Origin of the sequence: Alkalibacillus sp. S2W, assembly GCF_046764385.1 — a bacterium.
Lineage (GTDB): Bacteria > Bacillota > Bacilli > Bacillales > Alkalibacillaceae > Alkalibacillus > Alkalibacillus almallahensis.
This window is the reverse complement of sequence record NZ_CP177234.1, coordinates 977794-1003544: the sequence shown is the minus strand read 5'-3', so window position 1 is coordinate 1003544 and position 25751 is coordinate 977794. Positions and strand designations below refer to the sequence as shown.

The following is a 25751-nucleotide window of genomic DNA, read 5'->3' as shown; positions in this document are numbered from 1 at the left end:
CTAATAAATTAACAGGTTGGCCATTAAAAAAACGTCCGAGCACACTCGGACGTTTCCCATCTTACTCTATTCGAAAGCCAACTTTGCCAAAGTTATTCGAATCACGTAAATACTCAAATGCTTCAGCGTATTGATCTAAGGTGAACATTTGATCAATCTCTGGTTTAATCTCGTGTTTTTCTACAAACGCAAGCATTTCTTGCAGTTCTTCAACACTTCCCATCGTTGTGCCTAATAAATTATATTGTCCATAGAAAAACTGGCGTAAATCAAATTCAACAACGTCTTCTGTTGTTGCACCAAACATCACGATGGTACCACCGCGCCTGACAGCTTCGATCGACTTCTGAAAGGTTGCTTTCCCGACACTTTCAATAACAACATCAATCGTCTCATCAGATAATGTTTCTTGCCAATCACTTGTTGTTAAGACGCCTCGATCAGCGCCTAATGATTTAGCTGTCTCTAATTTAGCTTCTGAACGAGATGTCACAATCACTCGAGCTCCAATCGCTTTTAGAAACTTTAAAGCATAAGTTAAAACACCACTGCCAATTCCAGGCAATAAGACTGTATTTCCCGCCTGTATATTGCCACGTGTAAACACTGCTCGATAAGCTGTTAAGCCAGCTAAAGCGATCACGCCTGCTTCATCCCAATTTAATGATGTCGGTTTACGCTCAATATATTGTTCATTTACCACATAATATTCAGCGAATGTTCCGTCATCAGGTAAACCCACTATTTGGAACCCTTTAGGTGGTGCATCACCATTCTGTACCCATCCTATTCCAGGGTTAATAATTACTTCATCACCTGGCTTCCAACCGTTAACCTCTGCGCCAACCGCTTCAATGACTCCAACGCCATCAGAGCCAAGAACGAGTGAATCCGCGCCGTCTTCACGACGTCCTGTCACAGATACGTCACGACGATTTAACCCAGCAGTTTTCAATTTTACTTTGACTTCATTGACACCAACACTAGGCTCTCGAATCTCTTGAAAAGCGAGGCCATCCAATCCTGGTATTTGCTCATGTACGATTGCTTTCATTTGTATTCGCTCCTTTCCAAAGATATCTTAACCCTATACCACCTATAACAAATAACATAACAAACCCAAATGTAACGAACATGGTCATAAGTAGGTCATAGCTAGCAAAATTTATATTTTCTTGCCCATCAAATACTTGTACCATACGTTGAGACATGATGATAACAAGCAAACTGTTTATAATGCTAAATACGAGTGCAATCCCAACTGCTAGTTTAACTTTAATAATCAATGATCCTGATTTCATATAAGTACCCATTAATAAGCACGCAATCATAAGCATCACAAAACTAAACCAAAACCATGGGCTTAACTGCACAAGTGGAGAAGTATATTGATCGAAGCTTCCCATAAAACTATCATTTCTCATCTTTTCATCTGGTGCCGACAACGATCGATTAAAAAGATGAAAAGCTATTTCCGATTCTTCATGCATAGCAGTCTTTAAGTTGAGTGTATTCAAGAAGCCAGTATTAATAAGTAAAATCGTTAAGAAACCTGCTACTAGAGTAGCATTCACAAACAGGTTTTCATGCATTAATACATTTATATAATGACCATCTTGCGCTGATAATGAAACCACGACTAAACTTCCTACATAAAAAAGCAAAAAGATTAACACGAGCCAATAGCTTCCTCGTTTCACCCCATCCAAGACATAAGGCAGTGATCGTTTTTCTCGCCATAGTTGAGCAACAAAAAAGACAGCGATCAGTAATATTCCCCAAACAATAAAAGTTCCGTCCAAAACGAATTGAAAGCTCATTTCCCTATTTTGAGCGTTATTTAACTCACGAGTTAGAGAATCAGACACGATCAAACTTAAAATAGCGACTGGTAACAAGTACCATATCGCAAAACTTGCTGCACTAATAGCCGTTGAGAACAAACTAATTCGCGGACGAAACCGACGATAAATTAAAGCACTTATACCTGTGAGCAAAACAATTAGAAACACGTATTGAGGCTTACTATTTTGGACTTCTATGTCCATCGTATAAGACTCGTTTCCATTATTCAGATCACTTACATCTTCCTTTTCGTTATGTTCAAAAGTAATCCCATGACTTATTAACAAGTTTTCTTGCCATGTCAAATAGGCTTGATCAGTCTTTAAATCTCCCTCTTCATTAACTTGTCGAATACGGCTGATACTATGTTCAAAATAGTTATTATAACTTAATAGTTCTGCTGTCACATCAGAAGAAGCAACGCTAACTCTATTCACACTTTGCTCACCTGCTTCATTAAGTGATAGATTCATCACCACAATCATAATAATCATAGAAATCATTGCTAATGGAACAGGCCATAAGAAAGATTTCAACACCTCTGCTCTACCTTCACGCTTAAACTTTAGAGCATTACGTTTGGATGTAAAAGTTTGCATTTGAATTTGCTCTAAAGCTTCACCACAAATATGACAATAGGAAGCATGATCATGCCGCCAAGCGCCACATTGTGGGCAAGATTCTCTGGGTTTTGATGACATGTGAGGTGGGTATGCATGATGTTCAAGAGGATAGCCATCATGAAAGCAATAGTTAGCGTCTGAAGGATTAGCGGTACCGCACTGTCGACAATAGATCATGTCGCTTCCTCCCTATTCCGTTTCCCACATACATGGCAAAATGTTGCATCTTGAAGTAAGGGTGTGTCGCACTGTTTACACGTCTCATCCTGTCTATTAAGTTGTAAAAAAGTGAGTGCTTGCCCACAAGATGGACAATAAATATCTGCTTCATTAACCGTTGTACCACAAGTACAAGTTGTCGTTGATTCGCCAGACTCGTTTAATTTATGTAACACTGTATCAAGCTTTTGTATACGAGTCGCATATCCTTTCAACTCATCACTGTATAATTGACCAATGCGATATTGATGATAAATTGAAGCCCCTAATTGAGCGAGTAATGTTGATTTTTCAGCTAATACCCTCGCCTTTTCTGTCTCTTCTTTAGACATAGACCTCCCCCCATTTTCTAAATTTATTGTATCATAATTGTTAGACAAAACAGAATTTTTCTATCTATAGATGAATTTTCCTTATTCGTAATCGAAATGTTGACCAGGTATGGTCATTTCACACCTTTTATTCCGACGTTTTAACCAACCATTAATTGACTTTACATTCATAAATCACATTAGAAAAGGCCGACATGACGCCGGCCTTTTTCTAAGATTCATTTGCAACTGATTCGTATTGATCACGTAATGATCGTTTCAACACTTTACCGCTTGGATTTTTAGGTAATTGATCAGTAATTTGTACGTATTTCGGCACTTTAAATTTAGTTAATTTACTTGAGCAATATTGAACAACATCCTCTTTCGTTAATTCATACCCTTCTTTCGGTACCACAATCGCGGTAACCGCCTCAATCCAATAAGCATCTGGTAAACCGATTACTGCAACTTCTGAGACACCGTCAAGTTCATAAATGGCTTCTTCAACTTCACGACTTGAGACGTTGACTCCGCCTGTATTAATCATGTCCTTCTTACGATCAACAATCGTAACATAACCTTCTTCATCCATCACACCTAAATCACCACTATGAAACCAGCCATTTTGGAATACTTCCGCCGTCTTTTCTGGATCATTCAAATAGCCTTTCATCGCATGTGGCGTTCGATGAACAATTTCACCAACTTCTCCGCGTGGCACCTCTTCACCTTGGTCATCCAGCAGTTTCGTTTGCACGTTTAATGTGGGCTTACCAGCGGATCCAAGTTTACGTAATTGATCTTCTGGTTGCAGAGCCGTTGCTAATGGGGCCACTTCCGTTTGGCCATAAAAGTTCCAAAACTTCGCATTCGGCAATCGTTCAGATAGCTCTTTTAATATTTCCCGGGGCATAATCGCAGCACCGTAATAACATTTCTCAAGTGTTGATAAGTCACGCTTTTCAAAGTCTGGATGGCGTAATAAAGCAATCCACACAGTGGGTGGTGCAAATAATTGTGTCGCACCATACGTCTCAATCGTTTCTAAAATTCCTTCAAGTGTTGCATTTGGTAAAATAATGCCACTTGCACCTAAATAAATGCTTGGCCCTAAAAACACATGTAATTGAGCACTATGATACATTGGCAAAGCATGAACGAGCACATCACGACTTTCCATTTTCCCGTCAACCACGCAACTGACATATTCGCTAACTAAACTCTTATGAGATAACATGACGCCTTTAGGACGAGACTCAGTCCCACTTGTGTACAATACATGAGCTAGATCATCATCAGACAAATCTTCATCAACGAATTCATTTGACTCATTCGAACGTGCGTCTTCGAGGGAGTGCCATTCAATTAATTCTTCTCCTACATGTTCGCCTACTTCTAAATCCATTAGAAACTTAAATCGGATCGTTCCTGGTTTTGTCGCTTCTTCTAATACAGGTGCGAAATCTTGAGATGCCATAATACCATTGGCTTGCGAATGCTCTAAGATATAAGCGACATCTTCATGTGATAACATATAATTGATGGGGATCATAACTGCACCAAGACGAGCTAATGCGAATTTTAGCACCACAAAATCTAAACTGTTTTTAGACATTACGGTGATCATGTCACCTTTAGCCATACCTTGTTTTCGAAATGCGTTCGCCGTTTGATTAACGAGATCATCAAGTTCAGCATAAGTCACTCGTTTTCCCACGTAATCCAAAGCGAATTTGTCCGGCATGCGCTCACGCGTCCGTAACAATAAGTCACCTAATGTGTTTCTTCTTGCTCGTTCCAATACTTTCTCAAAATCATTCGAAACATTCGTATCCACCGAAACACTCCCCCTTATTGTGTTTGATGACTTATTAATCAGAAAATTCTAATTATTATTATAGAATAATTAACACTTCAATTCAAGCGCTTTACGATTTGATATAAATTTAGTTAATAGACTTTTAAATTAAACCCACTTAAGCAATAACGCCCTTTGTAATATTTTAAAATAAGGCTCTGCCAAAGTTTAGTGTCGATTTTTAAATGACAAAGCACTGAGTTGTTGAATTGTGAGGAGCGAAGGTGGCGACTCCTGGTCAACTAAGTTCGGTCACGTCCTGTGACCAACGTTGACATTAGGCCGTCCGGGCCGTCACGGGAACAGCACGCGTCTCGAGACCCCCAGATGGCCACAGGATGTGGGTCACTTCGGCGTTTGTGATTGACGTCCGGCACTTAGCCGAAGTTCCTTTAGTTGCCGAGGAGGCTCGAGAAGTGCCCGCGGAAAGCGTCCACCGATAGCGGATCACAATACCAACAACGGCCTATAACAGAGCCAAAAATAAAACCTGCGTCTCCACACTCACCGTAATAAATTGAAAACATTATCAACTAAAATAACACCCTAACAGTTGAAATTATTACAAAATTGTGGCACACTTTAATCGGAATAAAATCGTATAGACATAAGTTGTAGGGGGACCAGTGTTGCTGGTTGAGATTGTATCCGTAAGATACTGACTCTTAGAACCTGAACTGGCTAAGACCAGCGTAGGGAACACAATGATGCTTCATTTCAATTAAACTTTGTGTGCCCTAGGAGAACTGTACCTAGGGCTTTTTTAGTACCCCCAACTTATGGCTATCAATCATTGGGAGGTTTCTATGAAAAAATTATTTCTATTAATCTTGTTATTAGGATTATTAGCTGCTTGTGGGAATGATGAGGGCAATGATTCTGAAGAAAATCAAGATAACTTAACGAGCGTAGATGTCGTACTCGATTGGACACCTAACACGAATCACACTGGGCTTTATGTCGCCCAAGCTGAAGGTTATTTTGAAGAACAGGGCTTAGATGTTAATATCATTTTACCTGGCGAGGCTTCACCTGAACAGATGATTGCCTCAGGTGAAGTAGACTTCGGGATTAGTTTCCAAGAAAATATAACAGAAGCACGCGTACAAGATGTTCCAGTCGTCTCAATTGCTGCTGTCATTCAACATAACACGTCTGGTTTTGCAGCACTTGAAGGATCTGGAATTACCTCACCTGCCGATTTCGAAGGCAAAACATACGGTGGCTGGGGCGCTCCGCTTGAAGAAGCTGTTATTTCATCGTTGATGCAGCAAGAAGGTGCTAATGTTGACGAGGTTGAAACAGTCAATATTGGGGACTCTGACTTTTTCACAGCTGTTGAGCGTCAAGGTATCGACTTTGGCTGGATTTATTACGGCTGGGACGGTATTGAAGCTGAATTACGCGGAACAGATTTGAACATGATTTATTTAACGGATTATAGTGAAAAACTTGATTACTATACACCTGTATTGGCAACGAGTGAATCGATTGTGAATGATCAACCCGACCTAGCGGAAAGCTTTATTCATGCCGCTTCAGAAGGTTATCAGTATGCGATTGAAAATCCTGAAGAAGCCGCTAACATCTTAATCGAGGCTGAACCCGATTTAGATGAAGAACTTGTAAAGGCCAGTCAGGAGTGGCTTTCCCCACGTTACCAAGACGATGCTTCCAGATGGGGTCTGCAAGAACTTGATACATGGGAAAATTATGCGGAATGGATGAATGAACATGATTTATTAGACGGTGAATTTACTGCTGAAGATGCTTTCACCAATGAATTTTTACCCGAGGAGGAATAAATGATGGCTAACACATTATTAAGTATTCAAGTGATCCCGAAAACACCTGGACCAAACGATGACGTCATTCCTTATGTTGACGAGGCGATTAACGTCATTGATGACTCAGGTGTGAAATACGAAGTGGGGCCACTTGAAACCACAATGGAAGGCGAATTGACTGAATTATTATCAATCGTCAAAGACATCAACCGCAAAATGATTGAGATTGGCTGTCCTAATGTCATATCTCAAGTTAAAATCGCTCATTACCCTGATGGGGCTTCAATGGACGCATTAACGGAGAAACATCGTCATGTCTAATCTAATTAAACAAGGATGGCGACCACTTACGGTCCTCATCCTTCTTTTCATCATTTGGGAATTAAGTGTGGTCATCTTTGAAGTACCAAAATGGTTTCTCCCTGCTCCAAGCGATATATTTACAGTCGGTATAAATGAATGGACTGAATATAATCAACACGTTTTTGCGACTGTAGAACTGATTATCATTGGTTTTATCGTCGGAAGTTTAAGTGGAATCCTTGTGGCCACTCTCCTTCATTTAATACCAGTACTCCGTCAGTCCATGTATCCATTGATTATTTTATCGCAGAATATACCAATTATCGTATTAGCACCTTTGCTCGTTGGTTGGTTTGGCTTTGGTATGCTACCGAAATTAATCGTCATAACACTCGTTTGCTTCTTCCCGATCGCTATTTCACTACTAGGTGGATTGCAGCAAGCAGACCGTGATTTGCGCCATTATATGCTAATGGCCGGGGCAACAACACGGCAAATGTTTTGGAAATTGGAATGGCCAAGTGCATTGCCGTCCCTGTTCTCTGGCCTGAAGATTTCCGCAACTTATAGCGTAATGGGGGCTGTTATTTCCGAATGGCTTGGAGCTAATAAGGGACTGGGTGTTTATATGACACTAGCTTCCTCATCTTTCAGAGCAGACCGAGTTTTCGTCGCTATATTTATTATTGTATTTATCAGTTTATTATTCTTTATGCTTATCGTTTGGCTCGAAAAACGTGTCATCCGTTGGCAAGCATCAGAAAAGAGGAATACAAATGGCTCATCTTGATGTTAAAAACATTAATCAATCATTCGGCGAACAAGATGTATTAAAACAGATCAATTTTTCCATTGACCAAGGAGAGTTCGTTTCAATTTTAGGTCCATCAGGTAGTGGTAAAAGCACTCTATTTCGAATCATCGGTGGGATTGAATCGCCTACTTCAGGAGACATATTATTAAACGATGAAAGTATCAAAAATCAACCTGGTTCAGTCAGCTACACACCACAATCACCGTCTTTGTTTCCTTGGCGTTCCGTTATAGATAACGTGTTACTTGGTCAAGAAATTCAAGGGAAACGCGATCGTGACACAGCATTACAAATGATTGACCGTGCAGGTTTAGCTGATTATGCTGATGCCTATCCCCACGAACTGTCAGGTGGTATGAAACAACGCGTTTCTTTTATACGGAGTGTTTTAAGCCCGCAACCGTTAATTCTGTTGGATGAACCTTTTTCAGCACTCGATGAATTCACCCGAACGGACATGCAACAATGGCTTCTGTCCATGTGGGAGGAACATAAACGATCAATCGTTTTTGTCACTCATAATATTGAGGAAGCGTTGTTCTTGTCTGATCGCATCATCATACTATCGAATAGCCCAGCAAATATTCAACGGGAAATGAGCGTCCCTTTTGAACGTCCGAGAAATGAAGATTTACTGTTATCACATGATTTTTTAGAATTTAAAAAAGAGATTTTTAAAGAAATGCGCGCTTCTCATTTACCGTCTTGACCAATCACAGGCAATAAATAATATTTTTTACTATTACGACACGCTAATAAAATGAAACTTAGCCTCATTCAATATTCCATACAAGCATGAGGGTAATCAGTAAAAATTAATAAAACGCAGGCATAATCTAATAGTAAAGAGGGTCGTTCTTGAGACCCTCTTTTTTTCTATTTAGTATGAGCTAAAATAAATAGGAATCACAGTCAATTAGCATTCTCAACTAATCTTTCAGTAGCGTCTTTCACCGATTGGGCCTGTGTAATATCCGATATCACTGCTACTCCATCTGCACCCGCTTCAATAACTTGTGAAGCATTATCATGTTTAATTCCACCAATTCCAACAAGCGGAATATTCGGCAATCGTTCCCTAATTTCTTTAATAACGATCGGGCCATTTACTTCCTCGATATCATCTTTAGTTGACGTATTAAACATAGGTCCAACGCCAATATAATCTACACCAAGTTTTTGGGCTTCAAGAGCTTCATTTACATTATGAGTCGAAACCCCAAGCATTTGATAGCTTTTAAGTGACTCTTTCATTTTCTTCATATCACCATCTTTTTGACCAACATGTAACCCGTCGGCATCTAATTCACTAACGAGTTCAAGGTCATCATTAACAATAAATGGAACGTCATATTGTCGGCAAACTTCTTTAAGACGAAGCCCTAATTCGATCTTTTCTTCACCAATCTTTGAACCTCCCCCTTTTTCACGGAATTGAAAGAAAGTCACACCCCCTTGAATAGCTTTCTCTAACGTCTCAACAGGATCATGTTTACAATTTTGACTACCCATAACAAGATATAATGCCAATTGTTTTTCGATCATACTTTTTCTCTCCTACTTTGATAAGCCCAATGGTTCGTTGGTCCTTGGCCAGATCCAATGTTTAAATCATCTTCAATTGCAACTTGAATGAATTCCCTTGCAACACGAATGGCTTCCATAACAGTGACTCCTTTTGCGAGTTCAGCTGCAATCGCTGCTGCAAATGTACATCCTGTACCGTGTGTATTTGTTGTATACTTACGTTCATTTATTAATTGTGTAAACGTCTCACCATCATATATAAGGTCGACCACCTCTTCTTCTTCACCATGACCACCCTTAATAATAATATTTTGAGCTCCCAACTGATATAGACATTTAGCAGCCTCTTTTCGGTCTTTCAATGAATTTAATGTTAAACCTGTGATTACTTCAGCTTCAGGAATATTTGGCGTTACAATAGTTGCAAGTGGTATTAAGTCCTTTTTCATCGTATCAATTGCCTCGTCTTGTAACAGTTTGGCACCACCTTTTGCAATCATAACAGGATCAACCACAACATTATTCATATCGTATTGCTGAATTTTTTTCGCTACAGCTTCAATAATCTCTGCACTAAATAACATCCCCGTTTTTAAAGCATCAGGCTTTAAATCTTCTCCAACTGAACCCAACTGTTCTTCAACCTGACTTACTGTTAGAGGATAAACACCTTGTACGCCTAATGTATTTTGAGCTGTTACAGCCGTCAATACTGACATGCCATATGCTTTTAATTCTTGAAAGGTTTTTAAATCCGCTTGAATCCCAGCTCCGCCACCAGAATCAGATCCAGCGATCGTTAATGCTTTTACTACTGTCACACTTATTCCTCCCTACTAACCTAATAGTTGATGATAGATTTTTTTAGCTTCAACGATATCCTTCATTCCGTGAATTAACACACGCCCATCTTTGAAAAAGACCACACGCCTATCTTCATAATGATAGGTCACTAAAAATGGGTTTTGTTCGATGGTCCCACCTTGCTTTTCTAATTGAGTGACTAAAACATGTAAATCACGGTCGACTTTCTTAGGTGGACGAATCTGTACTGTATTACGCCCACAAAGCACTGCTGTTTTCGTTTGGTTTTCATATGATAAATAGGGATAACTCGGAGACTCTCCACACGATGGACAACCTTCCTTCTTCAAACGACTAACATCAATGGCAGACTGTTCATTATTCCATAAATCAAATGAAACTAATTTCCGTCGTACCGATTCAAAATCTTCAACTAAAATTTTCATCGCTTCAACTGTTTGATAGGCAACGACCATCTGAACCGTTGGTGAAATGACGCCAACAGTATCACACGTCGCACCACCTAGCGGGATCGTTTCAAGTAAACAATTCAAACATGGTGTTTCACCAGGAATAATAGTAAAACTTAGACCGTAACTACTGACACACCCTCCATAAATCCATGGAATACGATATTTTTGTGCACTATCATTAATTAAAAAACGAATGTCAAAATTATCAGTTGCGTCAATCACTAAATCAACATCAGAAATAAGCTGTTCGATTTCTTCTACGGTTACGTCTACTATTTTCCCGTTAACTTCAACATTAGGGTTAATTTCGCGTAACCTTTTTTGGGCTGCAACTGCTTTAGGTGTTCTGTCGATTGCATCATGCTCAGTGTATAGCTGCTGCCTTTGTAAATTACTTCTTTCAACGTAATCACGATCAACAATGGTTATTCGGCCAACGCCTGAACGCGTTAATACTTCTGCATTACCTGTTCCTAATGCACCCGCTCCGACGATTAGAACATGCTTTGTCTGTAACTTTCGCTGACCTTCTTCGCCAATCCCTTCAAATAATATTTGTCTTGAGTAACGTTCCCACATTCGATGACCCCCTTCCATCAACCACCGCCAACAAAGTGAACGAGCTCAACTCGATCACCATCCTGTATTAGGGTTTCAATATGCTGACTTGGATCAACAATATTAGCATTTAGCTCAACAATGATTTTTTTATCAGTCAATTTATAATGATTTAGTAAATCAGAAATTGTTTGAATATCATTCGATAATTCACGCTTTTCACCATTAACGTGAAGAACCATCACGAACACCTCCTAAAAAATGTTTCGCCTCTTCTATTGGTTTTTCTGAATCTATTAAACCTGACATAATAGCTACACCACTAGCACCATAGGTCATGACACTTCCCACTCGTTTTGGTGTGATTCCACCAACCGCGATGACTGGGATATCAACAGACTTAATTAAATGTCCTAATTGTTCCAAACCACGCGGAAGTAAACCAGGCTTTGAATTAGTCTTAAAGATATGTCCAAAAATGACATAGTCTGCCCCACTAATAGCTGCATCTTGAGCTTCCTCAACTGAATGGACTGACCGACCAATTAATAGATTAGGGTACTTCATTCGAACAGAAGATACATCTTCACTATGATCAGTTAATTGGACGCCCTTAATTTCAGTTCGAACTGCCAATTCAACACGCTCGTTCATGACGAGCCGACCTTTCGAAATGTCGTTTTTCACTAATTCACTTATCCACTCAACTAGTTCATAATCTGTACGATGTTTTTCTCTTATATGAATATAGTTAACATAAGGGGAAACTGCTTTTGCGACTTTTATAAATTCTTCTAAAGATTGTTTACCATTCGAAATTAAATGGATACCTTCAGTCATCTAAATCAGCTGCCAATCTTTCATGACTGGTTGATAGTTATGCTTCAATAACATTTCTTTAACCTCGTCAACTGAACGTTCATCAGAAATCTCAAACTGACTTTGTGTGTTATTAGGTTCATTATAACCACCGACAACAGTTGATGATGCTGCTGACATTTTCGTCGGACCGAGCGGTAAAATTTGCTCTCGAAACTCTGGGCGCTCTCTTGTGGAAACGGTGATTCCAGAATGAGGTTGAAAAATTCTGTAAGCAATCATGGCTTGAACTAAATTTTTGTCTGTTACTTCTACTTTAGGTTGGAAGCCGCCCGCATTCGGCTGAATTCTTGGAAATGCTACACCGACTTCTACGTCTAAGTATTTTTGTTGTAAATATTGCGCATGTAATCCCGTGATATAACTTTCACGACGCCAATCATTCAACCCTAATAGTGCTGCAATTGAAACAGAGCGCATTCCCGCTTCACAGCCCCGTTCAGGTGTGTCCAATCGATATTTAAAAAAGCGTTTCGGGCCTTTTGTGTGTAATTGCCGATAAATGTCCTCATCATAAACTTCTTGATAAACAGTCAAATGATCGACACCACTATTAACAATCTCTTGGTACTGTTCAGTATCCATCGGTTGAACCTCTAGACCTACTGAAGAAAAGTATTTCTTAAGCACTTTCATACATTGTTTAATATATTTTACAGACGAGTGCATCATCGATTCACCAGATAGGATGATAATATGCTCAACCCCCATATTTGCAATAACTTTCGCCTCTTCTTCTAGCTCCGTCATGGTTAAAATACGACGCGGGAAATCGTTTTCAACACTGAAACTACAATATTGACATGTATTAACACAGTAATCTGATACATAAAGGGGTAAGAAGATTTGCATGGTATGACCAAAATGCTGAATAGTTAGTTGATGTGCTTTTTGAGCCATTTCTTCTAAATAAAGTTCAGCTGCCGGAGATAATAAAGCAAAATAATCTTCTTCATTAATTCGGTCTTTTTGTAGTACTTGTTCTACATTGTGTTGTGTGACATTTTCCAACATGTCTTCTAAAGGAAGTTGATTGACTTTCTCTAATACGTTATAAAAACTCACGATAAATCATCCTTTTTTAAGAGTGTAGAAATCCTGTGAGAGGAGAAGATGCCTTAGCGTTTGTTGATGATGAGCCTATTCCAGACATATACGCCGAGCGACCTGCTTGAACAGCTAAGTCAAAAGCTTTAGCCATCGCGACTGGGTCTTTTGCTGTTGCGATGGCTGTATTAACTAAAACAGCATCTGCCCCCATTTCCATTGCTTCTGCCGCTTCAGAAGGACGACCAATTCCAGCATCAATAACAATAGGTACCTTAATATCTTCGATCATGATTTGGATCATTTCTTTCATGCGAATACCACGATTCGATCCAATGGGCGAACCTAATGGCATGACTGTTGCTGCTCCAGCTTCTTCTAATCGTTTAGCTGCCATTAGATCTGGACTCATATAAGGGAGAACAACAAAACCCTCTTTAACTAGTGATTCCGTTGCTTTAATCGTTTCTTCATTATCCGGAAGTAAATATTTACTGTTTGTGATCACTTCGATTTTAATCCAATTCCCCATTCCAGAAGCTTTCGCCAAACGAGCAATCCGAATAGCTTCTTCAGCCGATCGAGCACCTGATGTGTTTGGCGTTAACGTCATATGGTTAGGAATATCGTTTAAGATGTATTGATCTGACCCACTTAAATCCACTCGACGTACCGCTACTGTAACAACTTCTGATCGGGATTCTTGTAAGGTCTCTTTCATTTTGCTATGATCAGCAAACTTCCCGGTCCCAACAAATAACCGACTGTTTAATTCTTTACCAGCAATAACTAATGAATCTTGCATCATTCATTCCTCCATTCGTTAATACACCTTATTTAACTAGTACTACTAGAATCCTAAGATTTTATTATTTCAGATTGTGCTGGCCATTTTTCTAAGTTGTAAGCCATATCCCAAAATGCTAATTCGTAATGGCAGCTAATCGTGAAGTGCTGTTTCATTTGTTGACGATCAGCTTCTGTCACTTTTTCAGCAATTTCATCAAGCCGGTTAATTTGTTCTTCGACTAACTTATTAAACCAGTCGCCACCATAAGCATTAATCCACTCTTGATAAATAGGAACATCAGGTTGAACATGTTTAAGCCTGTCACCAATTTCTTGATAGATCCAATAGCAAGGTAATATTGCCGAGATAATATCACCTAAATGGCCTTGGTATGCAGCTCGATATAAATGAGACGTATAAGCGTACGCTGTTAATGCTGGCTCAAAGTTTTCCTGCTCTTCTTCAGTAATATTTAGTTTTTCTGAAAAATGACGATGAAGCTCTGATTCCGCTTCATAAGTTCCTTGTGCATGTGCTGCCATACGGCTCGTTGTGTAAAAGTCATTAGCTTTCGTCCCACCTAACGATTGAATCCTTGCAAAATGTGATAAGTAATAAGCATCTTGCATGACATAGTAACGAAAACATTCCATCGGTAACGTTCCATCCCCAATCCCTTTAATGAAAGGGTGATTAAAGTTCGCTTCCCAAATATGATTCGTCTCTTTCCTTAGTAAATCTGAAAATTTCATACATTATCCCTCCAAGATTATTTTATATTTAATCCTAAATTTCAAGTACAAGTTAGCCACTGGGCCAGCCCCTGCTATGGGGAGATTGTGAATAGATGAAGAGAGTTGACGCTCTCCCCCCTAGGGGGGAGCGAAATGTCACAACTATCTAAGCTATTGCCTTGACCTCTGTCATGAGTGCTTCCTGTGGCGTGCGATAATTGAGCTGTTTCCGCGGATAGGTATTCATCCACGTTTGTACGCGTAAGGTTTGTTGCTGACTCACTTGACTGATGGGGTGACTTTTCGGTATAAACCGTCGAATCAATTTGTGCTGATTTTCGCTGGTGCCGCGTTCATAAGATGCATAGGGATGACTAAAATAGACTTGGGTCGTTTCTTTTAAATCCGTTTCTAACGTGCTGAACTCCGACCCGTTATCTGACGTGATGGTTTTAAACATGGCGCGCATGTCTGTGCCGGTTCGCTCGGCCAGTGACTGAACGGCTTTTGAAATCGATGATGCATCCTTTCGGTCGACTTTAATAACGCATTCAAACCGTGTTTTACGCTCGGCCAAGGTGAGTAATACCTCATCATCTTCACCTTTAACGCCCAGTACCGTATCAATTTCCCAGTGTCCGAACTCTGCTCTGTCTTCAATATGTTTCGGCCGCTCTTCAATGGAAGTACCTAACTTGCGCTTATTTTCTTTACCGTGCCGCCCGGTCTTTCTAGGTGCGCGACTGACTTTCTCAAGCAGGTCAATATTCTTCGTCCGCATAATGCCGATGTTGATCCAATGATAGAGTGTGGTAGTGCACGGTAGTAAGGCTTGGGCATACGGAAAATGGACTTTCAAATAACCGACGACAGCGTCTGGAGACCATCCGTCCTGAAGCATCTTGGTATCCGCCCATTCTATGAATGTAGGGATACCAACCCATTTCGGTATACGCCCGCAGTTTAACCGATTTTCTTCGTACTGACGTTGGCCGACATCTGGGAAATAAACGGGATGCGTATAGCGGTATGTTTTGCCATTTTGTTTCTGTTCTCTTGCTTGCGTCACCGAACCCCGTTTAATCTCATTATTGATTGTTTGCGGCGCACAGCCTAATACTTTGGCGATTTGACGGTGAGAATAGCCTTCCTGCTTTAACACTTGGATTTTTGACCGTTCATCCGCGCTTAAGTGTTTGCCCTTAGTGCGGGGCATGTTATCATTAAATGGCGTCATGTGATTTCATTCCTTTATTGAGTGTTGTGGTTAACTTCAATATAACATGAAATTCACATGGCGTTTTTTATGACTTAAGTGGCTAAGTTCATTATAAAATCCACCTTTTATATTTAATTTAGAAAATAACGAATAATCTAGCTGAATCACGTCATTTTCCAAATAAAAAACCACTTTCTTATACCAGACATAAGAAAGTGGTTGACTTGGATAATCTTGGACATAATTCACAATCCAATAAACTCCGAGCAACTACACTTCCCTACGCTGGTCCAAACCAGATCAGGTTCAAAGGGTCGGAATCATTCCTCTCAGCCAATTAAATGGCACCCCTAGCTTTGTTACATTAAAATTATTTGCTTGTTAAATTTATATTAACAAAACTCTGACATTATGTTAACCATTTTTCACTCTTAATTACTGTTATTTTATAACAAAGTCGATAAAGGAACCTTGGAATCGACTTTGCCATTCATGAATACTCACATTTTTTAGTGAGCTCACCACAAGACTGATTTCCTATTTATTGATTCTCAATCACCATCGCAATACCTTGACCACCGCCAATACATAAGCTAACAACGGCGTATTTACCTCCGCGACGTTTTAACTCATAAGCAGCAGTCAATAAGATGCGTGTGCCACTGACACCAACAGGATGCCCTAATGCAATCGCACCACCGTTAACATTTGTTTTATTGCGGTCTAACCCAAGCTCGGCTTCCACTGCCAAATACTGTGCAGCAAACGCTTCATTCACTTCAACTAAATCCATATCATCAAGGGGTAAACCTGCCTTTTTCAAAGCTCCATTAATGGCAGGTACTGGACCAATCCCCATTACTGTTGGGTCCACACCTGCTACGTGCCAAGCTTTAATCTCAGCCATGGGTGAAAGTCCGTGATCACGAACTGCTTTCTCACCAGCAACGACGACACTTGCTGCACCATCATTGATGCCAGATGAATTCGCAGCCGTTACGGTTCCATCTTCTTTGAACACAGGCTTCAGACCAGACAGCACATCAACTGATGAATCTGGTTTGATATGTTCATCTTGCTCCACTTCAAGACTCCCTTTACGACTTGTCACCGTCACAGGCACAATTTCTTCAGCAAAACTTCCCTTTTCAACTGCGTTAGAAGCACGTTGATGGGACTGGGCTGCATATTCATCTTGCGCTTCACGCGAGATTCCATACTGCTCTGATAATTTTTCAGCTGTCATCCCCATGCCTTTACCGGTATATTGATCGGTCAAAGTCGCGTTCAACATATCCGTGAATGATAACTCACCCATTTTCACACCTTTAAACCGTTGTTTAAAATTCGAAAAAGGCGCTTGCGACATATTTTCTGCTCCGCCTGCTAACACAATATTCGCTTCATCTAACTTAATTTCTTGTGCTGCAGAAACAACGGATTGCAACCCTGAACCGCAAAGACGATTTAATGTTAAAGCTGGTACATTTTGTGGAACACCTGCTTTCAGTCCTATATGTCGCGACAAATAAGCCGCATTCTCACTTGTATGAATCACATTACCATAAATCACGTGATCAATCGCATCAGCTGAAACATTCGCTCGTTCCAGCGCTGCCTCAGCTGTTGTAACACCTAAATCAACAGCATTCGTATTAACGAATGAACCACCAAATGAAGTAAAGGCTGTACGCGCACCGTCTACTAAATAAACTGAATTCATAAATTTGCACCTCTTTATTAAACAGCTGGACTCGAAAACCGATTCAAGTCCAGCTGTATTTTATATATTTTTTAACCAAATTGATCAGGATTAGGACCGACACGTTCATCACCATTTAATGCTTTAATCGCATCTAAATCTGCTTGGTCTAATTGAAAGTCGAAAATATCACTATTTTCCACAATACGATGTTCTTTCACCGACTTCGGAATGGTAATCACATTCGTATCCACATCCCAACGTAAGATAACTTGCGCCGGTGTTTTATCATGTTTTTGAGCGATGTGTTGAATCGTTTCATCGTCAAATAAATCGCCACGTTTAAGTGGTGACCACGCTTCTAATTGGATGGATTCTTGTTCACAAAATGTCTTTACATCATGTTGTTGTAAATGAGGATGATACTCGACTTGATTAACGGTTGGTTTCACGTTAGCTGTCGTCATTAAATCTTCTAAATGACGTTGTTTAAAGTTACTCACACCAATTGACCGGATTAATCCTTCATCAACTAACCGCTCCATGGCTTTCCATGTGTCTCGGTAGTAATCCTTGACTGGCCAGTGCACTAAATATAAATCTAAATAATCAAGTTCAAGTCGATTCATACTCGCCTCAAATGCACGCAATGTATTGTCATATCCCTGTTCATCATTCCAAACTTTCGTCGTAATGAACAAGTCATCGCGATGAACACCACTATCCTTGATTCCTTGACCAACTCCCGCTTCATTTTGATAAAACGAGGCGGTATCAATGAGACGATAGCCATGTTGGATTGCTGTCTGTACATTTTGACGCGCTTCATCATCTTCCCATACTTTATATACTCCTAGACCAAAGCCAGGCATCTTTATACCATCATTTAATGTTTTCATATCTTGAATACTACTTAACAAATTAGAACCTCCTTAGTAACGTTCTTCTTGATCGCGTTGTTCGATTTCTTCTTCACTAAGTCCATCGATAGAATCGCGTAGTCGATGAGCAATGCGGCTCGATGCATTAGCTGCAATACTTCCTACCATGTCATCTAAAAAGGTGTGACATTGGCCACCCACTTTAGAATCAAGATCTTTAATAATACCTTTTTTCTCTTTATCTAAATGGCCAAAAGTGGTGACAGAAATACTACCATAGCCAAGCGCTGCTCCAAATGCGATGGTCTCATCGACCCCGAATAACCCTTCATCTTGCTCAACTAATGATTGAAGAGGCTCTGATAATTTCTCCTGTTCAGCAAGCCGGTCTAATTCTATGCCGACTAATAATGCATGCTGGATTTCTCGTTTATCCAATACACGATTGACACTATCGATACAATAATCGAATGATAGCGATGGATTATAAGGTTTTTGCATTTCATATACAATTTCTGCAATACTATGGATAGTAACCCCACGATTTTCTAATGCTTCACGTGCGGCTTGTTCAATTTGATCACTTGGAATATGACTAAAATGTCCTGCCATGATTATTGCCTCCTTTGTTTAAGTATACCATGCGAAAGAATTTGGACAAATCGAAAAAGTTCGCGAATTTTGTATAATGTGGTAAAATATAAGCATCCAGTGTGGCCATACATCATTTAATCTATTAGAACTGGAGGGTTTCGATTGGGTAGAGACGGCTCAATGATCGAACGCGAAATCGAAAGTGAATATATGAACGAAACATTTACACTTAGTATTTATCGCCCGGAAAATTACTCGCCTTTATATAAATACCATTTGTGTATCGTGCAAGATGGTGATGATTATTATCAACTTGGACGTCTAGCTCGCGTCAGTGACAACCTTCATGCAGAAGGTAAAATTGAAAACACGATTTTCTGTGGGATTCACTATCAAGACCGAGACGATCGCTGGCATAAATATCATCCAGATAGTGACATGCAGGAAAATTACATGAAGTTTTTACGTTTTGAAGTCGTTCCTGTTTTAGACAAAGAACTTCCTAGCTATCATGTGAAATCTTGTCGTGTCTTAATGGGCGATTCACTCGGCGGTACTGTTTCACTCATGACTGCCTTAAAATACCCGAACACATTCGGGAAAGTGATTATGCAATCACCCTACACGGACGAACGGATTGAACAACTTGTTAAAGACAGCGACGAAATTGATACGATGTCGATTTATCATACGATTGGCTTAGATGAAGAAGAAGTTGAAACAACATATGGTGATATTGAAGATTTTCTAAATCCAAATCGTAAACTCAATCAACTCTTAGAGGGACGCGTTTCAGATTATCACTATAAAGAACTAAAGGGTAATCATACTTGGAAGCAATGGCAAAAAGACCTACCCAATGCTATTGAATATATTTTTGGAAAATAAGCACAAATAAAGGGCGATTTTTCTACCCATTTTCTGTTATAATAAAGTTTATAGCTAAAAAAGCAGTTTAATTCGGAGTTTAAAAACAAGAAATTTTGAAATTTAATGGAGGGATTTAATCATGACACCCGTAACTTATGGTATTGCCATTTTTCCATCTAAAGAAATACAAGACGAAGCAAACTCCTACCGAAAGCGCTATGACCCACGCTATTCTTTAATTCCACCACATATCACATTGAAAGAGCGCTTTGAAGCAACACAAGATGAAATTAAGGAAATCGAAAAGGCTTGTAGCGAATTAGCTAAAAAGGTTGAGCCTTTTGATATTCATATTGGACGAGTGAGCTCATTTAGTCCGACCACAGAAACCATCTATTTACGTGTCGATGATCATGAGCAACTTACCTATTTAAACGAAAAAATGCATGAGGAGCCGTTCCCAGATAATCGTGAATTTAAGTTCGTCCCTCATATTACAATCAGTCAAGAATTATCAGAAGACGAACATTCCGATGTTTTTGGTAGTTTAAAAATGTTGTCATTTGATTTACACGATACGGTTGATCGATTCCAATTGTTATATCAATTAGAAGACGGTTCATGGACTGTCCACGAAACATTCAAGTTTGGCGAGGGATAAGATCGATGCTAAAGATTAAACCAATCGAAACATTACGGGAAAAAGACGAAGCATTCGATATTCGAAAGGTGGTTTTTGTTGAAGAACAAAAAGTCCCTTTTGATGAGGAAATGGATGAGTTTGATGATCTTGCCATTCACTTTGTCGGCTACACCATGGAACGTCGCCCCATTGCAGCTAGCCGTCTTCGCTTCGTTGATGAATACGGCAAGCTAGAACGGATTGCTGTTTTGAGTGAGGAACGCGGTAATGGCTATGGACGCGACATTATTCTAGCCATGGAAGACGTCATTCGTGAGAAAGGTTTTTCAAAGGCTAAATTAAATGCGCAAACTTACGCCATTAAATTTTATGAAAAGCTTGGCTATGAAGTTGTTTCGGATGAATTCATGGATGCAGGTATTCCTCACGTCACGATGATAAAAGATTTATAACTCAAAAAGCTGGCGATTAAGCCAGCTTTTTTTATTGCCATTCATTATAGATTGGATTTTATTTTTTACTCCTGCATACATGAATTATGTCAGATCAGCCAATGATACATTAACCATGCCAGTAGTAACACGATCGCTAAAATCACGAGTCCTAAAGTCATTTTACCTTGCATAGCTTTCATCCTCTCAACAATCTTTTTAGTGTAGTTTGTTTCAAAAGATCTAGTTTCATTCATGTATGAAAGTCAATACACCTTCCATAATAAGAACTAATTGAATTTGGAGGTGTCATGACAATTGGACTTTATAAATATATTAATCGAATCATGTATAGGGTTCCTTGCCCTCTTTGTTTTAACAAAATTGCTAGGTAAATCCCAAATCACTCAGATTACAGCATTCGACTTCATTGCAGCTCTTGTCTTAGGTGAACTCGTCGGAAATGCCTTATTTGACAAAGAGGTCGGCGTTGCCATGATTCTATTCGCTGTTGGACTTTGGGGTGTCTTAATTTATGTGACAGAGTGGATTACTAATAAATTCAGACGTACACGAAAGATATTAGAAGGATCACCTTCACTTATTATTAGGCGAGGACAAATTCAAAAAGATGTGATGAAAAAAGCTAAACTTGACATGAATCAACTCATGCATCTAATAAGAGATGAAGGGGTGTTCTCTATTCAAGAAGTAGAATATGCTGTTTTTGAAACGAATGGTAGTATTAATGTCCTTAAGAAATATATCCACCAATCGCCGACGAATGAGCAATTTAACCAAACGCCACAACCAGTTGAATTACCCATCACAATCATTACTGATGGTGAATTGGTTACCGAAAATTTGAAAGAAATTGTTTGGGACAAACACCAAGTTGAGGATGAATTAAAACGGCAGGATTTAGAGATCCATCAGGTTATGTATGCCGAATGGACACAAAAATCCGGCTTGTATGTGATGCCATACTAGCCGGATTTTAGTTATGATGCTTTAATCATGACTCGATAATTTTCTATTTCACAGTGAAAGTCGCCTTCATCTATTAAAGCTTTCACATAACCACCTACAGCTGTGCGGAACAGTAGGTATTGAGATAATTGTTCTGCATTTACATTGAATCGAGCACACATATATGAAACGACATCTTCTAAGGATAGCCCATGTGGTGAGATTCGTACCATTTCATATAAAGCATTTAAAACAGAGCGATGATAAGCGATATTGGCTTCAAGTGTATCGTGATAATCTTCTTCAAATTTTCCGTGACCAGGAATTGCTCCACTATAATTCGTCTTTTTTAACTTTTCAAGGCTATGAACCGTATCATGAGCACATGTTAAAAATGGAATTTTATGTTTATGAAGCTCTTTTTCACCAAAATAACTATCAGCCGCAAATAACACATCATGTGTTGCAATTGCTAACTGATGATAACTATGCCCTGGTGTTAGGATACAGTCTAATTCGAATCCATCGATCGTATGCCTGCCTTCATCAACAATTAAATCAACATCAATCGGAGGCCCTTCCAGAAATTTATTACGAATTTCATTAGGTGGTGTGGTGCCTTGAAATAAGTATATCGGTTCCAGTATGGAATGTTTCATGATTGATGCCTCTAACGGCGGGGCAATAATCTTTACACCATAATGTTTATATAAATAACTCGCTCCGCCAAAGTGGTCTGCATGGGCATGGGTTATAAATAGATGCGTCACAGGTAACCCCTGTTCATCAAGTTGCCTTACGACTTTTCGAATCGCCGAGGCATCAATTCCAGCATCTATTAATAAGCCTTGATCACCTTCATGCACGTACCCCACATTGACGGAGCTATGAAAATAATAACAATGTTCATTAATTTGATTCATCTTCATAATTTAAGTCCTTTCCTTAGCCTAGCACTCAATTAGATACTTTCGCTAAAGAACTGTCCTTTTCCTGTCAATTCTTTAAAATTCCTTAAGTTTGCTGGATGATGAACATTGTCAGGCGTGTATAATTGCATCGTTTCAGCTTGTTCAGCATTTTTTATCTGTTCGTCTTGGGAGTTGTTTTGGTAACGCTTACTCATTTGTTTGCGATCTTCTGCATACTCAAATGCTTGTTTACGTTTCGTATCAAGTTCAACACCAAATGGACGCTCAACCATGTATGGAACACGATTTTCAGCTGTCACGCGTTGGTGATACCGCTGATATTGATATTGATCAACTGGTAAAATATAACCCATACAATCAACTCCTTCCTTAGTACTTCTATACCCGTTTTGTAAATAATATATTCGTATTTTCTTTAAATTTTATGAGTGTAAAAGAAGTAATAATGAGATAATTCCTCTTATTTTTGAAATAAATGGTCTGACTTTTTAAATAACTAGCACCATTTATCTAAAAACTAAACACTATGCTCATTAAACGAGGAACTCACCTTATGTAGGCGAGTTCCTCTGTTCATTTAAATCCATGAAAAAGGCGGTCGTTTATCATGATGGTGATCATCATCTAAGTCGTCTTCTTCCTCTTTTATTGTGTCCGCTTCATGATGATGTTCGCTCTTCACTTCACGACCAATCCATGGCTGTGACTGTTTCTCTGTAGGCTCAACAACAACATTTTCTGCTCGAATAATTAAATCATTTACATGTATTTCTTTTTTTGATTGGCCCATAAGTTCACTCCTCTCCCGATGTATCTTGCATTAATTAGTCTATGCAAATGTCCTTTTGTTAGCGTAGGTAACTGCCCGACAAAGACAAAACAAATTCCTAGTAAAACTCAGTCAAACGCCCACACCGTCATTCGATATGGGCATACATTATTAACGTAACCTTAGTCAAAAGACTATTTTAGAAAGGAGCTTGCTTATGTCTTGCTGCGATGAACAGGGTCATCATAAAAAAGATGATAAGAACTGCGTTGCTGATATTTTACGACAAATCGTCGACGCGCAAGATGATATCGTAGATGATGATTGCGATATCGGATGTGAACAATCCATTCAAGACTTACGAGGTGATACAACTGCACCGAACAATCTAGATACGGTCCCAGTTTTACTTTACTGCAAATGCGAACCATTCAGAGGATTCGGAGTACGCAATGATCAGAACCATACCGTTCTAGATAGTTTCTTCTTTAGAGTCAATGATGTAGGTCGCGATAACTGCGCCACTCTAGAATTATTACGTGACCCATCTGACGCACAACCAGGCTGTGTCGATCCAACTAAACAAAAAACAGGCAACTTACGCGCGACAGGCATTTGTATCACAGTAGATCTCGATTGCTTCTGCCACGTCACTTGCTTACCAGCTATGAACACACTTGGATAAATCAAAAAAGAGCTGCTTTTCGTAAGCAGCTCTTTTTTATTTAGATTAAAAGCCTTTCAATCGAACATCTTTAATATTTTCTCGTTTCATATTAACTTTAAAACCTTGCTCAACGGTACGAATCACCAGTTGCTCATCATCACATTGTTCGACTGTCCCTACATAAATTTGATTAGACGTGATGACTTCACATTTCATCTTAGGCATAATCACTGGCATATCCGTCATATATTTCAGTTTTTCATCAATCGTCATATCATGAAATTTTCGACGTTTACTTGTAGCGTCTGTAGCATGACTTTCAGATTCAGATTTAGATGAAAACGTCTCCTCTAAACTATAGTATTGCTTCTGAGCTTTTGCTTCAGGTTCTGACTGTATTGGATTTGAAATAAATAATAATGGTGGTTTAGCTTGTTTTTCCGACATAAAACCGACTCCTTTCTTAATCTCCTTCACTTTACCGTATGCACAACAGCCTAATGATGTTCAGCTCGAGCACTTTTGAAATAATTTCACTTATTTATTTCAAAAATCCTTCAACTTATCTCATAAATACCCGCATTTATTTAATAAATTTAAACGCTGTTCTTGAATAAAAAAAAGCTCAACCCGCAAAGGTTGAGCTTTCATCATAATCATCTAATTATTTACCTAAAATATTAAAACCAGAGTCAACGTGGAGAATTTCGCCTGTCATACCGCGAGATAGATCACTCATTAAGAAGTAAGCAACATCACCGACTTCTTCTTGCGTGACTGGTTTACGTAAAGGCGCGCGTTCTTCGATTTCTTGTAAAATTGAATTAAAATCGCCAACACCTTTCGCTGACAACGTACGAATTGGACCTGCTGAAATCGCGTTCACACGAATTCCATGCTTACCTAAATCATTTGCAGTATACTTCATCGTCGCATCAAGGCTTGCCTTAGCAACACCCATGACATTATAGTTTTGCACAACGCGCTCGCCTCCAAGGTATGTGAGCGTTACGATGCTTCCACCTTCTGTCATCAAGTCTTTGGATTCACGTGCAACTGCTGCTAATGAGTACGCACTGATATTTTGTGATAATAAGAAACCATCACGAGATGTATCAACGAATTCTCCGTTTAAGTCATCACGGTTCGCAAATGCGATACAATGTGCTAAACCATGAATCACGCCAACATCCTCTTTAATACTCGTGAACGTCTGCTTGATCGCTTCATCATCTGTTACATCACATTCATAAAACAAGGAATCGTCGCGATCTAAAGAACCTGCTAATTCACGGACTGGCTTCTCAAATCGTTCATTCGCATACGTAAAGACCAAGCGTGCTCCTGCATTGTGTAGCGCTTGTGCAATCCCCCAAGCAATACTACGACGGTTCGCAACACCCATCACAACATACGTCTTACCTTCTAAAGAAAAATTCATTCAAATGACCTCCTGATCAGTCATAAATTTATGATTTATTATTAGTACCTGCTACTAT

At 39.4% G+C, this 25751-nt stretch carries 31 protein-coding genes and 2 riboswitches; of the genes, 9 read left to right on the top strand and 22 right to left on the bottom strand.

Annotated features, from left to right (window positions below):
• Positions 1 to 61 precede the first annotated feature (61 nt).
• The 4 genes from ACKXGF_RS05510 to ACKXGF_RS05495 all read right to left on the bottom strand — a co-directional run bounded on the left by ACKXGF_RS05510 (position 62) and on the right by ACKXGF_RS05495 (position 4838).
• Entirely contained in the window at positions 62 to 1054 is a 993-nt protein-coding gene (locus tag ACKXGF_RS05510; RefSeq protein ID WP_411955216.1) for a zinc-dependent alcohol dehydrogenase family protein, read from the bottom strand.
• Positions 1035 to 2645 (bottom strand): zinc ribbon domain-containing protein, encoded by a 1611-nt coding sequence (locus ACKXGF_RS05505; RefSeq protein ID WP_411955215.1) that lies wholly within the window; start codon positions 2643 to 2645, stop codon positions 1035 to 1037. The genes ACKXGF_RS05510 and ACKXGF_RS05505 overlap by 20 nt, the downstream gene beginning before the upstream one ends.
• The gene (locus ACKXGF_RS05500; RefSeq protein ID WP_411955214.1) at positions 2642 to 3019 is read right to left on the bottom strand and encodes a double zinc ribbon domain-containing protein; all 378 of its coding nucleotides are present in this window, start codon (positions 3017 to 3019) and stop codon (positions 2642 to 2644) included. The genes ACKXGF_RS05505 and ACKXGF_RS05500 overlap by 4 nt, the downstream gene beginning before the upstream one ends.
• A 211-nt stretch (positions 3020 to 3230) precedes the next feature.
• The gene (locus ACKXGF_RS05495; protein WP_411955213.1) at positions 3231 to 4838 is read right to left on the bottom strand and encodes an acyl-CoA synthetase; all 1608 of its coding nucleotides are present in this window, start codon (positions 4836 to 4838) and stop codon (positions 3231 to 3233) included.
• A 627-nt stretch (positions 4839 to 5465) separates the two neighbouring features.
• Positions 5466 to 5577: riboswitch (TPP riboswitch) on the top strand.
• A gap of 88 nt (positions 5578 to 5665) precedes the next feature.
• Here ACKXGF_RS05495 and ACKXGF_RS05490 point away from each other — a divergent pair.
• The 4 genes from ACKXGF_RS05490 to ACKXGF_RS05475 are packed head-to-tail and all read left to right on the top strand — an operon-like array spanning position 5666 to position 8472.
• Entirely contained in the window at positions 5666 to 6664 is a 999-nt protein-coding gene (locus tag ACKXGF_RS05490; protein ID WP_411955212.1) for an ABC transporter substrate-binding protein, read from the top strand.
• Positions 6665 to 6667: 3 nt separating this feature from the next.
• Entirely contained in the window at positions 6668 to 6967 is a 300-nt protein-coding gene (locus tag ACKXGF_RS05485) for an MTH1187 family thiamine-binding protein (protein ID WP_411955211.1), read from the top strand.
• Entirely contained in the window at positions 6960 to 7739 is a 780-nt protein-coding gene (locus ACKXGF_RS05480; protein WP_411955210.1) for an ABC transporter permease, read from the top strand. The genes ACKXGF_RS05485 and ACKXGF_RS05480 overlap by 8 nt, the downstream gene beginning before the upstream one ends.
• On the top strand, positions 7726 to 8472 hold the full coding sequence (locus ACKXGF_RS05475; RefSeq protein ID WP_411955209.1) for an ABC transporter ATP-binding protein: 747 nt from the start codon (positions 7726 to 7728) through the stop codon (positions 8470 to 8472). The genes ACKXGF_RS05480 and ACKXGF_RS05475 overlap by 14 nt, the downstream gene beginning before the upstream one ends.
• Before the next feature lie 203 nt (positions 8473 to 8675).
• On the opposite strand, the gene thiE is transcribed toward ACKXGF_RS05475, so the two are convergent.
• The 12 genes from thiE to ACKXGF_RS05415 all read right to left on the bottom strand — a co-directional run bounded on the left by thiE (position 8676) and on the right by ACKXGF_RS05415 (position 18989).
• Entirely contained in the window at positions 8676 to 9308 is a 633-nt protein-coding gene (gene thiE / locus ACKXGF_RS05470) for a thiamine phosphate synthase (RefSeq protein ID WP_411955208.1), read from the bottom strand.
• Positions 9305 to 10111 (bottom strand): bifunctional hydroxymethylpyrimidine kinase/phosphomethylpyrimidine kinase, encoded by an 807-nt coding sequence (gene thiD / locus ACKXGF_RS05465; RefSeq protein ID WP_411955207.1) that lies wholly within the window; start codon positions 10109 to 10111, stop codon positions 9305 to 9307. Before thiD ends, thiE begins: the two co-directional genes overlap by 4 nt.
• 15 nt (positions 10112 to 10126) lie before the next feature.
• Positions 10127 to 11146, bottom strand: coding sequence for a thiazole biosynthesis adenylyltransferase ThiF (locus tag ACKXGF_RS05460; protein WP_411955206.1), 1020 nt, complete (start codon positions 11144 to 11146; stop codon positions 10127 to 10129).
• Positions 11147 to 11163: 17 nt separating this feature from the next.
• Positions 11164 to 11367: a sulfur carrier protein ThiS gene (gene thiS, locus ACKXGF_RS05455; protein WP_306977383.1), complete on the bottom strand. Its 204-nt coding sequence runs from the start codon at positions 11365 to 11367 to the stop codon at positions 11164 to 11166.
• Positions 11351 to 11965, bottom strand: coding sequence for a thiamine phosphate synthase (locus ACKXGF_RS05450; RefSeq protein WP_411955205.1), 615 nt, complete (start codon positions 11963 to 11965; stop codon positions 11351 to 11353). The genes thiS and ACKXGF_RS05450 overlap by 17 nt, the downstream gene beginning before the upstream one ends.
• Positions 11966 to 13069, bottom strand: a complete 1104-nt coding sequence (gene thiH, locus ACKXGF_RS05445) for a 2-iminoacetate synthase ThiH (protein ID WP_411955204.1) — start codon at positions 13067 to 13069, stop codon at positions 11966 to 11968.
• Positions 13070 to 13085: 16 nt separating this feature from the next.
• Positions 13086 to 13856, bottom strand: coding sequence for a thiazole synthase (locus tag ACKXGF_RS05440; protein ID WP_411955203.1), 771 nt, complete (start codon positions 13854 to 13856; stop codon positions 13086 to 13088).
• Between the two features lie 53 nt (positions 13857 to 13909).
• Positions 13910 to 14593: a thiaminase II gene (gene tenA / locus ACKXGF_RS05435; protein ID WP_167263935.1), complete on the bottom strand. Its 684-nt coding sequence runs from the start codon at positions 14591 to 14593 to the stop codon at positions 13910 to 13912.
• Positions 14594 to 14741: 148 nt separating this feature from the next.
• On the bottom strand, positions 14742 to 15812 hold the full coding sequence (locus tag ACKXGF_RS05430) for an IS30 family transposase (protein WP_411953264.1): 1071 nt from the start codon (positions 15810 to 15812) through the stop codon (positions 14742 to 14744).
• Between the two features lie 242 nt (positions 15813 to 16054).
• Positions 16055 to 16156, bottom strand: a riboswitch (TPP riboswitch).
• A gap of 179 nt (positions 16157 to 16335) precedes the next feature.
• Positions 16336 to 17517: an acetyl-CoA C-acetyltransferase gene (locus tag ACKXGF_RS05425; protein WP_411955202.1), complete on the bottom strand. Its 1182-nt coding sequence runs from the start codon at positions 17515 to 17517 to the stop codon at positions 16336 to 16338.
• Between the two features lie 71 nt (positions 17518 to 17588).
• Positions 17589 to 18416 (bottom strand): aldo/keto reductase, encoded by an 828-nt coding sequence (locus tag ACKXGF_RS05420; protein WP_411955201.1) that lies wholly within the window; start codon positions 18414 to 18416, stop codon positions 17589 to 17591.
• 12 nt (positions 18417 to 18428) lie between these two features.
• On the bottom strand, positions 18429 to 18989 hold the full coding sequence (locus tag ACKXGF_RS05415; RefSeq protein ID WP_167263929.1) for a phosphatidylglycerophosphatase A: 561 nt from the start codon (positions 18987 to 18989) through the stop codon (positions 18429 to 18431).
• 144 nt (positions 18990 to 19133) lie between these two features.
• On the opposite strand from ACKXGF_RS05415, the gene ACKXGF_RS05410 reads away from it, so the two are divergent.
• The 3 genes from ACKXGF_RS05410 to ACKXGF_RS05400 all read left to right on the top strand — a co-directional run bounded on the left by ACKXGF_RS05410 (position 19134) and on the right by ACKXGF_RS05400 (position 20936).
• The gene (locus ACKXGF_RS05410; RefSeq protein WP_411955200.1) at positions 19134 to 19859 is read left to right on the top strand and encodes an alpha/beta hydrolase; all 726 of its coding nucleotides are present in this window, start codon (positions 19134 to 19136) and stop codon (positions 19857 to 19859) included.
• Positions 19860 to 19980: 121 nt separating this feature from the next.
• Positions 19981 to 20502: a YjcG family protein gene (locus ACKXGF_RS05405; protein ID WP_411955199.1), complete on the top strand. Its 522-nt coding sequence runs from the start codon at positions 19981 to 19983 to the stop codon at positions 20500 to 20502.
• 5 nt (positions 20503 to 20507) lie between these two features.
• Positions 20508 to 20936, top strand: a complete 429-nt coding sequence (locus tag ACKXGF_RS05400) for a GNAT family N-acetyltransferase (protein ID WP_411955198.1) — start codon at positions 20508 to 20510, stop codon at positions 20934 to 20936.
• 89 nt (positions 20937 to 21025) lie between these two features.
• On the opposite strand, the gene ACKXGF_RS05395 is transcribed toward ACKXGF_RS05400, so the two are convergent.
• Positions 21026 to 21172, bottom strand: coding sequence for a hypothetical protein (locus tag ACKXGF_RS05395; protein WP_411955197.1), 147 nt, complete (start codon positions 21170 to 21172; stop codon positions 21026 to 21028).
• A gap of 61 nt (positions 21173 to 21233) precedes the next feature.
• Here ACKXGF_RS05395 and ACKXGF_RS05390 point away from each other — a divergent pair, with 61 nt between their 5' ends.
• Positions 21234 to 21905, top strand: a complete 672-nt coding sequence (locus ACKXGF_RS05390) for a DUF421 domain-containing protein (RefSeq protein WP_411955196.1) — start codon at positions 21234 to 21236, stop codon at positions 21903 to 21905.
• Between the two features lie 11 nt (positions 21906 to 21916).
• Here the strand turns inward: ACKXGF_RS05390 and ACKXGF_RS05385 are convergent, their stop codons facing one another.
• From ACKXGF_RS05385 to ACKXGF_RS05375, 3 genes are all read right to left on the bottom strand, one after another.
• Positions 21917 to 22813, bottom strand: a complete 897-nt coding sequence (locus ACKXGF_RS05385) for an MBL fold metallo-hydrolase (RefSeq protein WP_411955195.1) — start codon at positions 22811 to 22813, stop codon at positions 21917 to 21919.
• Positions 22814 to 22845: 32 nt separating this feature from the next.
• Entirely contained in the window at positions 22846 to 23169 is a 324-nt protein-coding gene (locus ACKXGF_RS05380) for a hypothetical protein (RefSeq protein ID WP_411955194.1), read from the bottom strand.
• Positions 23170 to 23393: 224 nt separating this feature from the next.
• The gene (locus ACKXGF_RS05375; protein WP_411955193.1) at positions 23394 to 23606 is read right to left on the bottom strand and encodes a hypothetical protein; all 213 of its coding nucleotides are present in this window, start codon (positions 23604 to 23606) and stop codon (positions 23394 to 23396) included.
• Between the two features lie 196 nt (positions 23607 to 23802).
• Here ACKXGF_RS05375 and ACKXGF_RS05370 point away from each other — a divergent pair, with 196 nt between their 5' ends.
• Entirely contained in the window at positions 23803 to 24270 is a 468-nt protein-coding gene (locus ACKXGF_RS05370; RefSeq protein ID WP_411955192.1) for a CotY/CotZ family spore coat protein, read from the top strand.
• 45 nt (positions 24271 to 24315) lie between these two features.
• On the opposite strand, the gene ACKXGF_RS05365 is transcribed toward ACKXGF_RS05370, so the two are convergent.
• Positions 24316 to 24699: a CotO family spore coat protein gene (locus ACKXGF_RS05365; protein ID WP_411955191.1), complete on the bottom strand. Its 384-nt coding sequence runs from the start codon at positions 24697 to 24699 to the stop codon at positions 24316 to 24318.
• Positions 24700 to 24916: 217 nt separating this feature from the next.
• On the bottom strand, positions 24917 to 25693 hold the full coding sequence (gene fabI, locus ACKXGF_RS05360; protein ID WP_411955190.1) for an enoyl-ACP reductase FabI: 777 nt from the start codon (positions 25691 to 25693) through the stop codon (positions 24917 to 24919).
• Positions 25694 to 25751: the final 58 nt, after the last annotated feature.

Bases quoted from the DNA above. Each gene is read 5' to 3' on its own strand.
- ACKXGF_RS05510 (WP_411955216.1), bottom strand. From the start codon at position 1,054: ATGAAAGCAATCGTACATGAGCAAATACCAGGATTGGATGGCCTCGCT.
- ACKXGF_RS05505 (WP_411955215.1), bottom strand. From the start codon at position 2,645: ATGATCTATTGTCGACAGTGCGGTACCGCTAATCCTTCAGACGCTAAC.
- ACKXGF_RS05500 (WP_411955214.1), bottom strand. From the start codon at position 3,019: ATGTCTAAAGAAGAGACAGAAAAGGCGAGGGTATTAGCTGAAAAATCA.
- ACKXGF_RS05490 (WP_411955212.1), top strand. From the start codon at position 5,666: ATGAAAAAATTATTTCTATTAATCTTGTTATTAGGATTATTAGCTGCT.
- ACKXGF_RS05485 (WP_411955211.1), top strand. From the start codon at position 6,668: ATGGCTAACACATTATTAAGTATTCAAGTGATCCCGAAAACACCTGGA.
- ACKXGF_RS05480 (WP_411955210.1), top strand. From the start codon at position 6,960: ATGTCTAATCTAATTAAACAAGGATGGCGACCACTTACGGTCCTCATC.
- ACKXGF_RS05475 (WP_411955209.1), top strand. From the start codon at position 7,726: ATGGCTCATCTTGATGTTAAAAACATTAATCAATCATTCGGCGAACAA.
- thiE (WP_411955208.1), bottom strand. From the start codon at position 9,308: ATGATCGAAAAACAATTGGCATTATATCTTGTTATGGGTAGTCAAAAT.
- ACKXGF_RS05460 (WP_411955206.1), bottom strand. From the start codon at position 11,146: ATGTGGGAACGTTACTCAAGACAAATATTATTTGAAGGGATTGGCGAA.
- thiS (WP_306977383.1), bottom strand. From the start codon at position 11,367: ATGGTTCTTCACGTTAATGGTGAAAAGCGTGAATTATCGAATGATATT.
- ACKXGF_RS05450 (WP_411955205.1), bottom strand. From the start codon at position 11,965: ATGACTGAAGGTATCCATTTAATTTCGAATGGTAAACAATCTTTAGAA.
- ACKXGF_RS05440 (WP_411955203.1), bottom strand. From the start codon at position 13,856: ATGCAAGATTCATTAGTTATTGCTGGTAAAGAATTAAACAGTCGGTTA.
- tenA (WP_167263935.1), bottom strand. From the start codon at position 14,593: ATGAAATTTTCAGATTTACTAAGGAAAGAGACGAATCATATTTGGGAA.
- ACKXGF_RS05430 (WP_411953264.1), bottom strand. From the start codon at position 15,812: ATGACGCCATTTAATGATAACATGCCCCGCACTAAGGGCAAACACTTA.
- ACKXGF_RS05425 (WP_411955202.1), bottom strand. From the start codon at position 17,517: ATGAATTCAGTTTATTTAGTAGACGGTGCGCGTACAGCCTTTACTTCA.
- ACKXGF_RS05415 (WP_167263929.1), bottom strand. From the start codon at position 18,989: ATGGCAGGACATTTTAGTCATATTCCAAGTGATCAAATTGAACAAGCC.
- ACKXGF_RS05405 (WP_411955199.1), top strand. From the start codon at position 19,981: ATGACACCCGTAACTTATGGTATTGCCATTTTTCCATCTAAAGAAATA.
- ACKXGF_RS05400 (WP_411955198.1), top strand. From the start codon at position 20,508: ATGCTAAAGATTAAACCAATCGAAACATTACGGGAAAAAGACGAAGCA.
- ACKXGF_RS05395 (WP_411955197.1), bottom strand. From the start codon at position 21,172: ATGAATGAAACTAGATCTTTTGAAACAAACTACACTAAAAAGATTGTT.
- ACKXGF_RS05385 (WP_411955195.1), bottom strand. From the start codon at position 22,813: ATGAAGATGAATCAAATTAATGAACATTGTTATTATTTTCATAGCTCC.
- ACKXGF_RS05380 (WP_411955194.1), bottom strand. From the start codon at position 23,169: ATGGGTTATATTTTACCAGTTGATCAATATCAATATCAGCGGTATCAC.
- ACKXGF_RS05375 (WP_411955193.1), bottom strand. From the start codon at position 23,606: ATGGGCCAATCAAAAAAAGAAATACATGTAAATGATTTAATTATTCGA.
- ACKXGF_RS05370 (WP_411955192.1), top strand. From the start codon at position 23,803: ATGTCTTGCTGCGATGAACAGGGTCATCATAAAAAAGATGATAAGAAC.
- ACKXGF_RS05365 (WP_411955191.1), bottom strand. From the start codon at position 24,699: ATGTCGGAAAAACAAGCTAAACCACCATTATTATTTATTTCAAATCCA.
- fabI (WP_411955190.1), bottom strand. From the start codon at position 25,693: ATGAATTTTTCTTTAGAAGGTAAGACGTATGTTGTGATGGGTGTTGCG.